The organism is Agreia sp. Leaf244 (assembly GCF_001422695.1).
In the GTDB taxonomy this organism is placed as follows: domain Bacteria; phylum Actinomycetota; class Actinomycetes; order Actinomycetales; family Microbacteriaceae; genus Agreia.
Map to the genome: position 1 here is coordinate 131,257 of NZ_LMLX01000006.1, position 9,941 is coordinate 141,197.

Annotated in this window: 10 protein-coding genes; 3 read left to right on the forward strand and 7 right to left on the reverse strand. The window is 65.0% G+C overall.

The genetic code is table 11. From position 1 onward, the window contains the following. Positions 1-3 precede the first annotated feature (3 nt). Positions 4-420: a cytochrome c oxidase subunit 4 gene (locus ASF06_RS17495; protein ID WP_055950063.1), complete on the forward strand. Its 417-nt coding sequence runs from the start codon at positions 4-6 to the stop codon at positions 418-420. A 90-nt stretch (positions 421-510) separates the two neighbouring features. Here ASF06_RS17495 and ASF06_RS17500 read toward each other — a convergent pair whose 3' ends face one another. After that, entirely contained in the window at positions 511-1,389 is an 879-nt protein-coding gene (locus ASF06_RS17500; RefSeq protein WP_055950066.1) for a LysR family transcriptional regulator, read from the reverse strand. A gap of 121 nt (positions 1,390-1,510) precedes the next feature. Here ASF06_RS17500 and ASF06_RS17505 point away from each other — a divergent pair, with 121 nt between their 5' ends. Further along, positions 1,511-2,230, forward strand: a complete 720-nt coding sequence (locus tag ASF06_RS17505) for an SDR family oxidoreductase (protein WP_055950067.1) — start codon at positions 1,511-1,513, stop codon at positions 2,228-2,230. A 109-nt stretch (positions 2,231-2,339) separates the two neighbouring features. Here the strand turns inward: ASF06_RS17505 and qcrB are convergent, their stop codons facing one another. The 4 genes from qcrB to ctaE all read right to left on the reverse strand — a co-directional run bounded on the left by qcrB (position 2,340) and on the right by ctaE (position 6,674). After that, on the reverse strand, positions 2,340-3,989 hold the full coding sequence (gene qcrB / locus ASF06_RS17510; protein ID WP_055950070.1) for a cytochrome bc1 complex cytochrome b subunit: 1,650 nt from the start codon (positions 3,987-3,989) through the stop codon (positions 2,340-2,342). Further along, a complete protein-coding gene (gene qcrA, locus ASF06_RS17515) occupies positions 3,986-5,062 on the reverse strand; it encodes a cytochrome bc1 complex Rieske iron-sulfur subunit (RefSeq protein WP_055928508.1) in 1,077 nt (358 codons plus the stop codon). The genes qcrB and qcrA overlap by 4 nt, the downstream gene beginning before the upstream one ends. Positions 5,063-5,152: 90 nt before the next feature. Continuing rightward, on the reverse strand, positions 5,153-5,941 hold the full coding sequence (gene qcrC, locus ASF06_RS17520; RefSeq protein WP_055928511.1) for a cytochrome bc1 complex diheme cytochrome c subunit: 789 nt from the start codon (positions 5,939-5,941) through the stop codon (positions 5,153-5,155). Between the two features lie 64 nt (positions 5,942-6,005). Next, on the reverse strand, positions 6,006-6,674 hold the full coding sequence (ctaE, locus tag ASF06_RS17525; protein ID WP_082479719.1) for an aa3-type cytochrome oxidase subunit III: 669 nt from the start codon (positions 6,672-6,674) through the stop codon (positions 6,006-6,008). A 65-nt stretch (positions 6,675-6,739) separates the two neighbouring features. Between ctaE and trpD the strand changes: the two genes are divergently transcribed. Beyond that, entirely contained in the window at positions 6,740-7,792 is a 1,053-nt protein-coding gene (gene trpD / locus ASF06_RS17530) for an anthranilate phosphoribosyltransferase (protein ID WP_055950074.1), read from the forward strand. A gap of 1 nt (position 7,793) precedes the next feature. Here the strand turns inward: trpD and glpK are convergent, their stop codons facing one another. Both glpK and ASF06_RS17540 read right to left on the reverse strand, forming a co-directional pair. Beyond that, a complete protein-coding gene (gene glpK / locus ASF06_RS17535; protein WP_055950077.1) occupies positions 7,794-9,308 on the reverse strand; it encodes a glycerol kinase GlpK in 1,515 nt (504 codons plus the stop codon). 84 nt (positions 9,309-9,392) lie between these two features. Beyond that, on the reverse strand, positions 9,393-9,941 hold a 549-nt coding region (locus tag ASF06_RS17540), incomplete at its 5' end, for an MIP/aquaporin family protein (RefSeq protein WP_055950116.1).

Genomic DNA, 9,941 nt, shown 5'->3' on the forward strand with positions numbered 1-9,941 from the left:
GACATGAGAGCCAATAAGAACCTCTTCTGGATCCTGGCGGTCTTCTGCGTCCTCCTGGCCGCTGTCTACATCTTCTGGAGCATCATCGACACGGGCAACGTCGAGTGGGTCGGTGCTCTCGGCATCGGCCTGGCCGGCATGCTCGCGGCCTTCCTCGCCTTCTACCTGGGGCGCGTCTACAGTGCTCAGGGCGGAGATCTTCCCGAGGATCGCCTCGACTCCGACATCGACGACGGAGACCCCGAGATGGGCTTCTACAGCCCGTGGAGCTGGTGGCCCGTCATCCTGGCCGGGTCCGCCTCGCTCATGCTTCTCGGATTCGCAGTTGGCACGTGGATCACGTTCATCGGAGTCGCCCTCGTGCTCGTCGCGATCGTCGGCTGGGTGTACGAGTACTACCGCGGATACTTCGCCCGCTAGTTCGCTTCGCACGCTCTCAGGGCCCGTCTCGCATCGCCGAGACGGGCCCTTTGTCGTGGCGTCGGTCGCTTTGGTGCGCGCCCCTATCGCCTAGGCGGTGTTCCGGTTCGCTTCACGCGCATGGGTGACGAAGGCGTCTACCAGTGTCGACTGTCGACCCTTCTCCCAGCCGAGATGGACCTCTGTCGGTGGGAGATCGATGACAGGCACGAAGCTGATGTCCGGCCGTCGGTAGAAGATCGCGGTCGACAGCGGTAAAATCGCGATTCCCCGGCCGACTGCAACGAGCTCGAGTTTTTCTTCGACAGTGCGACTCGCTGAGCGTGCCGAACCTTGCTGCCGGCGCATCTCTGCAGCGAACGACGCCCATTCGGGTACGGCGGCCGGATCTTGCAAGAGATGTTCGTTGACGAGCTCGCTCATCAGCACCCCGGGTGCTGCTGCGAGATCGTGATCTGCGGGCAGCACGGCCACTCGCGGTTCGGAGAACAGCAGCTCTGTTGCCAAGCCGGCCGGTTCGAAGGGTCGTCGAATGTAGCTGATGTCCGCGCGACCGTCATGAAGCACGCTCACCTGATCATCCCAACCGGTACGCAGCACCTGGATCGTGACGTCTGCGTGGGTCCGCTGGAATGCTCGCACGGCCTCCGTGACCGTAAGCCCTGGCATGAACCCGACAGTGAACACGGACTCACCGCGTGCCGCGATCGCGACTCGCCGTCGAACGGCCGATGCCGAGGCCAGGAGCGCTTCCGACTCCCTGTAGAGCAGCTCGCCGTGCTCTGTGAGCTGCGTACCGCTAGTGCCGCGAACGAACAGTTGCACACCGAGTTCGGACTCGAACGCCCGAATCTGACGGGACAGTACCGGCTGCGCGATCATCAATCGCTCCGCGGCACGCCCGAAATTCAGCTCGGAAGCGACGGCGGCGAAGTAGCGCAGCTTTCGCAGATCCAGATCGGCACTCATGGTGCAAGCCTCCCACAGGTACGTGATACCCGATCGGTATCACGCAGCACGAAGGAGGTCTTGGACAGTGGGCGGGGTCGACGCGCAGACTCGATCCGGCTTCAACGAAAGGAACCCACTCATGTCCCTCAGCAATAAGCGCGTCGTCATCATCGGCGGCACATCCGGAATCGGTCTAGCTACCGCTCACGCCGCGATCGACGCAGGGGCCGAGGTCGTCGTCGCCTCAAGCCGGCAGGCAAGCGTCGACGCAGCGCTGGGAGGACTCCCCGCAGAAACGACCGGTCACACACTCGACGTGTTAGACACCGAGGCCGTTGCCGCGTTCTTCGAGAAAGCAGGAAGTTTCGACCACCTCGTCTACACGGCCGGAGAATCGCTCAGTCTTATGCCCGTCGACGGCATGGACATGGATAAGGCGCGCGCGTTCTTCGAGGTGCGCTTCTTCGGCGCCCTGAACGTGGTCAGCGTCGCCGCCCGATACATCCGGCCAAGCGGATCGATCACCCTCACCTCCGGTTCGGCACGTACCCGCCCCGGCGCAGGCTGGTCGGTCGCATCGAGCCTGTGTGGAGCGACCACGAGTCTCGCCGGCGCACTGGCCGTGGAGCTGGCCCCGACCCGGGTGAACGTCGTCGAGCCCGGAATCGTGCGCAGCCCACTGTGGAACGGAATGAGCGCCGAGGACCAGCAGGCGATGTACGATCAGCAGGCAGCCGCTCTCCCCATAGGACGCGTCGGCGAGGTCCACGACGTCGCCCAGGCTTTCCTCTACGCGATGACGCAATCGTTCATGACGGGCGCCTCGATTCCTGTCGACGGCGGCGCGCTCCTCGCGTGAGCACGTCCGACCACCACGGCTCGGACTGCGTCTGAGGGAACACTGAGACCACGGCAGAAGGCGGCCCTCCCATCAGGGAGGACCGCCTTCTCGTGACGTAGAGAACGGCCTAGTGGTGGCCGCTTCCGCTCTCGAGCTCCTTCGGGCTGACCGGCGCGATGCGGTCTTCGAAGAACCACCGGGAGAGTCCGGCGCGGAAACGCTGCACAGCGGTGATCTGGCCGCGGGCGTTGGGGCGGATCATGAGCGGCTGGTAGTCGTTGTAGTCGATCAGCTTCCACCGCTCGTACTCGTCGACGGGCTGGTGCACCTCGATGTACTCGCCGCCGGGCAGTCGAACGATGCGACCGGACTCGAAGCCGTGAAGCGCAATCTCGCGATCCTTCTTCTGGAGAGCGAGGCAGACGCGCTTCGTGACCAGGTAGCCGATGATCGGTCCGAGGATGAGAAGCGCCTGGTTGACGTGGATGACACCCTCGATCGACAGCTGGAAGTGCGTGGCGATGATGTCGGAGCTCGCAGCGCCCCAGAGAGCCGCGTAGAACAGCACTCCGGCGACGCCGATCGCTGTACGGGTCGGCGCGTTGCGGGGACGGTCGAGCAGGTGGTGCTCCCGCTTGTCGCCGGTGATCCACGCCTCGATGAACGGATATACGAGCACGGCCACGATGAAGCCGCCGAGAATGAGCACGGGGATGATGATGTTGAACGACCAGGTGCGATCCCAGAGCTCGAACTCGAGCCCGGGCGGCATCAGACGCAGAGCGCCGTCGGCGAAGCCGATGTACCAGTCGGGCTGCGTTCCCGCAGAGACGGGCGACGGATCGTAGGGGCCGTAGTTCCAGATCGGGTTGATCGTGAAGAACGTTCCCATGAGTGCGATCACGCCGAAGACGATGAAGAAGAATCCGCCGGCCTTGGCCGCGAACATCGGCAGGATGGGGGAGCCGACGACGTTGTCCTTCGTCTGGCCCGGACCCGACCACTGCGTGTGCTTGTGCACGACGACGAAGACGAGGTGGAGCGCGAGCATGACGGCGAGGATCGCGGGCAGCAGGAGGATGTGCAGCGAATACAGTCGGCCGACGATGTCGGTTCCCGGGAACTCGCCGCCGAAGAGCAGGAAGGAGATCCAGGTGCCGACGACGGGCAGTCCCTTGATGAGGCCGTCGATGATGCGCAGGCCGTTGCCGGAGAGCAGGTCGTCGGGAAGCGAGTAGCCGGTGAAGCCCTCGGCCAGCGCCAGGATGAAGAGAATGAACCCGATGACCCAGTTCAACTCACGCGGCTTGCGGAAAGCACCGGTGAAGTAGATGCGCAGCATGTGGATGCCGATGGCCGCGATGAAGGTCAAGGCCGCCCAGTGGTGGATCTGGCGGATGAGCAGACCACCGCGCACATCGAAGGAGATGTTGAGCGTCGACGACATCGCCGTGGACATCTCCACGCCCTTGAGCGGCACGTAGGAGCCGTTGTAGACGACCTCGGCCATGGATGCCTGGAAGAAGAACGTGAGGAACGTTCCCGTGAGGAGGATGACGACGAAGCTGTAGAGCGCGACCTCACCGAGCATGAATGACCAATGGTCGGGGAAGATCTTGCGACCGAACTCCTTGACGACGCCCGAGATGCTCGTGCGCTCGTCGATGTAGTTCGCGGCAGCCTCGGTGAAGCGGCTGGAGGTGCTTCGCGGCGCGGACGGCCGTGTCGGCGCTGCAGCTGGTGCTGGTGCCGTCTCCGGCGTGGTCACTGTACTCATGATGAAGATCGCTCCCAGAAGCTCGGGCCGACGGGTTCGTGGAAATCGCTCTGGGCGATCAGGTAGCCTTCGCCGTCGACGGCGATGGGCAGCTGCGGCAGTGCACGCTTCGCCGGTCCGAAGATGACCTTGCACTCTTCGGTGACGTCGAATGTCGACTGGTGGCAGGGGCACAGCAGGTGATGCGTCTGCTGCTCGTAGAGCGCGACGGGGCATCCGACGTGCGTGCAGATCTTCGAGTAGGCGACGATGCCGTCGTACGACCAGCCCGCGCGCTCGGGGCTTTCCTTGAGCTTGGCCGGGTCGAGGCGCATCAGGAGGACGGAGGCCTTCGCCTTCTCCTCGAGACGGTGCTCGGACTCGTTCAGTCCTTCGGGGATGACATGGAACGCGGACCCGAGCGTGACGTCGGATGCCTTGATCGGCAGGCCGGACGGGTCGAGGGTCAGGCGGGCGCCCTTCTCCCACATGGTGTGCTCGAGCAGCTCGACGGGGTTCTCGTCTTGAGGGCCCCAGCCGCGGAAGAGGACGACCGCGGGGAGGGGGAAGGCGACGAGGGCGCCGAGGAGGGTGTTGCGAACGAGCGTGCGGCGGCCGAAGCCCGATTCCTCGTTGGCCTCCTTGAAGATCTCGACAGCACGGGCGCGAGTCTCGTCGCTGCCACGTACGGCATGACGCTGGTCGATGCCCTCCTGGTTGGCCATGAGGCTCTTCGACCAGTGCACGGCACCGAGACCGAGGCCGAAGAGGGCGAGCACGATGCCGAGGCCGAGCATCATCGTGTGAAGTCGCAGGGCTCCGGTGTCGCCGTCTTCGATGGGGAAGGCCATGTACGACGCGATGGCGAAGATGCTGCCGACGATCGAGAGGTAGAAGAAGGTGTAAACCTGTCGTTCGGCCTTCTTCTCGGCCTTGGGATCGGTGTCGGTCACGCGCGGACGGTGAGCCGGGAAACCCGGGTTCTCGAACGTCTCGGTGGGGACGACGGCCGTGCCAGGAGCTGCCGTCTCGTGCGAGACGCCAGCCGACGAAACAGCGGTGATGTCCTTGCCGCTCAGATCGTCATGTGCCATGTGATTGCCTTTCGAGCTTTTCTTCGAGGAAGTCCCTGTGGGGAACGTCCTCGCCTCGGTGAAGAATGTGTGCGCGGCAGGGCCGCCGGACTAGTTGGACTTCGCCGTGAGCCAGACGGTCAGGGCGACGATGGCACCCAGGCCGAAGATCCAGACGAAGAGTCCCTCGGCCACGGGGCCGAGGCTGCCGAGTTCGTATCCGCCCGGGGACGGGTTCTTCTCGAGGTACTTGAGGTACGTGATGACATCGCGCTTGTCTTCGGGCGACAGGTTCTTGTCGTTGAAGACGGGCATGTTCTGGGGGCCGGTGACCATGGCCTCGTAGATGTGCACGGCGGCGACACCGGTCAACGCGGGCGCGAACTTGCCCTCGGTGAGCGCTCCACCGGCTCCGGCGACGTTGTGGCACATGGCGCAGTTGATGCGGAAAAGTTCGGCGCCGTTCGTGGCATCGCCTTCGCCATCGAGCAGGCTCTCGTCGGGAACGGCGGGGCCGGGGGAGAGGGAGGCGACGTAGGCGGCCAGAGCCTCGGTGTCTTCGGCCGTGAACTGCGGCGCCTTCTCCATGGCCTGCGGGCCCTGCATGGCCATCGGCATGCGTCCCGTTCCTACCTGGAAGTCGACCGAGGCCGCACCCACGCCGAGGAGGCTGGGGCCTTCGCCGGTGCCCTGGAGGTCGAGTCCGTGGCAGCTGGCGCAGTTCGCGGCGAAGAGCTTCTTGCCCTCGTCAATGGTGGTCTGAGACGCGGTGCTCGTCTCGGCCGTGGCCGTGCTGCTGAACAGCGCGTATCCACCGCCCGTGAACAGGAGTCCGATTGCGATCAGGGCAACAGTCGCCAGGGGATGACGTCTGTTTGCCGTGCTGCTTTTTCGGGCCATTCTCTTCACTCTTTTCACAACTCTCTTCATGCGTCGACCGGGGTTCGGGTGGGGGCCGGTTGATCTATTTCAGCACGTAGATGACGAGGAACAGGCCGATCCAGACCACGTCGACGAAGTGCCAGTAGTACGACACGACGATGGCGCTCGTCGCCTCGCGGTGCCCCATGTTCTTGACGGCGAAGATGCGGCCGATCACGAGCAGGAATGCGATGAGGCCGCCGGTGACGTGGAGGCCGTGGAAACCGGTGGTGAGGTAGAAGGCGGAGCCGTACGCGCTGGAACTGATGGAGATGCCCTCGGACACCAGCGTCGCGTACTCGAAGATCTGGCCCGACACGAAGATCGCGCCGAGGAGGTAGGTGAGGAAGAACCACTCGGTGGTGCCCCACTTGTTCGGCTGCCACCCCGTGGCGCGCGCCTGGAGACGCTCTGCTGCGAAGACACCCGCCTGGCAGGTGAACGAGCTCGCCACGAGGATGATCGTGTTCACCAGCGAGAACGGCACGTTGAGAACACTCGACTCGCTCTCCCACAGCGGACCGGAGGTGCTGCGGAGCGTGAAGTAGATGGCGAAGAGGCCGGCGAAGAACATCACCTCGCTTCCGAGCCACACGATTGTGCCCACTGCCACGACGTTCGGTCGTTGGATCAGCGGGGCACTCGAAGTCTGGGTCAGGGAGCTGCTCGTCACTTCTCCATTATGTCCGATATCAGCACAGGGTTTTTGCATTTGGGTGTGAGTGGCGCAGCCCATTGACACCCGGGCGGAAGCCGTTCGGCCTTTAGAATCAGGCTATGGCGTACTCACAGTCCTGGTCCGAAATCCTTTCCTCGCTTCTCGCCCGGGACGACCTCTCGGTCTCCGAGGCGTCGTGGGCGATGGACCAGGTGATGACGGGCCAGGCATCCGACGCGCAGCTCGCCGCATTCCTCATCGCCCTCCGGGCCAAGGGGGAGACGGTCGACGAGATCGTCGGATTCCGTGATGCGGTCCTCGAGCACGCCGTCAGCCTCGACGTCGACCCGATGGCCCTCGACATCGTCGGAACGGGGGGAGACAGGCACGGCACGGTGAACGTCTCCACCATGGCGTCGATCGTCGCCGCGGCCTCGGGCGTGCCGGTGGTCAAGCACGGAAACCGCGCCGCCAGCTCGAAGTCGGGATCCTCCGATGTGCTGCAGGCTCTCGGCGTCGAGCTCGACATCACGAACGTGCGAACGGCAGAGGTTCTCGACGAGGCGGGGATCACCTTCGCGTTCGCCTCGAAGTTCCACCCCGGCTTCGGCAACGTGGCGAACGTGAGACGCGAGCTGGGCGTGCCCACCGTCTTCAACTACCTGGGCCCGCTGTGCAATCCTGCCCGACCCGAGGCATCCGCTGTGGGAGTCGCGCAACTCGATCGCGTGCCGATCTTCGTGGGCGTCTTCCAGACGCGCGGCGCCACGGCTCTGGTATTCCGCGGCGACGACGGGCTCGACGAGCTGACCACGACAGGGCACAGCCACATCTGGGAGGTCTCTCTCGGAGCGGTCGTCGAGCATGACCTCGATCCTCGCGACCTCGGCATCGCCCGCGCCCAGATCGGCGATCTGCTCGGCGGCGACGCCGAGCACAATGCCGACATCGCACGCCGCGTGCTCCAGGGGGAGACCGGGCCGGTGAGGGACATCGTTCTGCTCAACGCCGCAGCGGGACTCGTGGCCTTCGACCTCGCCTCGGACCCGGAGCAGGGCCGGCGGCCGATCGTCGAGCGTCTGCGCGAGAAAATGGCCGCCGCCGCCCGGACGATCGATTCCGGTGCGGCGACGGCCACTCTCGACACGTGGGCCGAAGCCACGCGTCACTGACTCACTGGGTGTCTTCGTCGACCCAATCGAGGGTCTTCGTGACGGCCTTCTTCCAATTGCGCAGCAGACGGTCACGCTCCGCCGCATCCATGCTCGGAGTCCAGCGCTTGTCCTCCTGCCAGTTGTCACGCAGTTCGTCGAGGGTCGACCAGAAGCCGACGGCCAGGCCGGCAGCGTAGGCCGCGCCCAGCGCCGTGGTCTCGGCCACGACCGGTCGCACGACGGGCACGTCGAGGATGTCGGCCTGGAACTGCATGAGGCGGTCGTTGGCGGATGCTCCGCCGTCGACCTTGAGCTCGGTGAGCGGCACGCCGGAATCGGCATTCACGGCATCCAGGACCTCGCGCGTCTGGAAGGCGATCGCCTCGATCGCTGCGCGGGCGATGTGGCCCTTGTTCACGTAGCGGGTCAGGCCGACCAAGGCGCCACGGGCATCCGATCGCCAGTGCGGCGCGAACAGGCCCGAGAAGGCGGGCACGAAGTAGGCGCCGCCGTTGTCGTCGACCGTGTCGGCGAGCGCTTCGACCTCGGGAGCGCTCTGGATGATTCCGAGGTTGTCGCGCAGCCACTGGATGAGGGAGCCGGTGACGGCGATGGAGCCTTCGAGGGCGTAGTGGGTCTCGCCGTCGCCGAGCTTGTAGCCGATGGTGGTGAGCAGGCCGTTCTCGCTTTTGACGATGTCGGTTCCGGTGTTGAAGATCAGGAAGTTTCCGGTGCCGTAGGTGTTCTTCGCCTCGCCCTTGTCGAAGGCGGCCTGGCCGAAGGTGGCGGCCTGCTGGTCGCCGAGGATTCCTGCGACGGGAACCTCGCGCAGCAGACTCGAGTCGTGGACGAGCCCATACGTCTCCGACGAGCTTTTCACCTCGGGCAGCATCGACTTCGGCACGTTGAACACCGCGAGGATGTCGTCGTCCCACTCGAGCGTCTCGAGGTTCAGGAAGAGGGTGCGGCTGGCGTTCGTGACGTCGGTGATGTGCACGCCGCCATCCACGCCGCCGGTCAGGTTCCAGGTCACCCAGCTGTCGGTGGTGCCGAACAGCAGGTCGCCGGCTTCGGCGCGTTCACGCGCGCCTTCGACGTTCTCGAGGATCCAGACGATCTTGGTGCCGGCGAAGTACGTCGACAGGGGGAGGCCCACGGTGTCCTTGAACCGGTCGACGCCTCCGTCGGCGGCGAAGCGGTCGACGATCTCCTGGGTGCGGGTGTCCTGCCAGACGATGGCGTTGTAGACGGGCTCGCCGGTGTTCTTGTCCCAGACCACGGCGGTCTCGCGCTGGTTGGTGATGCCGACGGCCTTGATGTTGTGGCGCGTGATGTTGGCCTTCGAGAGCGCCTGGCCGATGACCTCACGCGTGTTGTCCCAGATCTCCTTGGGGTTGTGCTCGACCCAGCCCGCCTTGGGGAAGATCTGCTCGTGTTCGAGCTGGCCGGTCGAGACGATCGAGCCCGAGTGGTCGAAGACGATCGCCCGGGTGCTGGTCGTGCCCTGGTCGATTGCGAGAATGTAGTCCGTCATTGTCTAACTCCTTTGTTGAGTCCTGAGGTTCGTGGGTGACACGAGAAGCGGGCCCGTCACGATCATGTGCGGGCCCGCTGTGTGTCAGGTGAGGATGGGGAGAAGCGGCACGGCGGCGAGGCCGGCGAGGACGCCTCCGATGATGGGGCCGACGACGGGGACCCAGGAGTAGGACCAGTCGGAGKAGGACCAGTCGGAGGACCCCTTGCCTTTGATCGGGAGGATGAAGTGCGCGATGCGCGGGCCGAGGTCACGGGCCGGGTTGATGGCGTACCCGGTCGGGCCACCGAGGGATGCGCCGATCGCGATCACGAGGATCGCCACGGGAAGAGCACCCAGGGCAGCAAGCCCGCCCTCGCCCTGACGTCCGCCGCCGAAGCCGATGACCACGAACACGAGCACGAACGTTCCGATGATCTCCGTGACCAGGTTCCAGCCGTAGGAGCGGATCGCCGGTCCCGTGGAGAACACGCCGAGCTTGTTCGCCGCGTCGGGTTCCTCGTCGAAGTGCTGCTTGTACGCGAGCCACACGAACACGGCACCGATGATCGCACCCAGCAGCTGAGCTGCGATGTAGGTGAGGATCGACGCGATGTTCACGGGTACACCGGAACCGAACTCGGTCGCGCCATT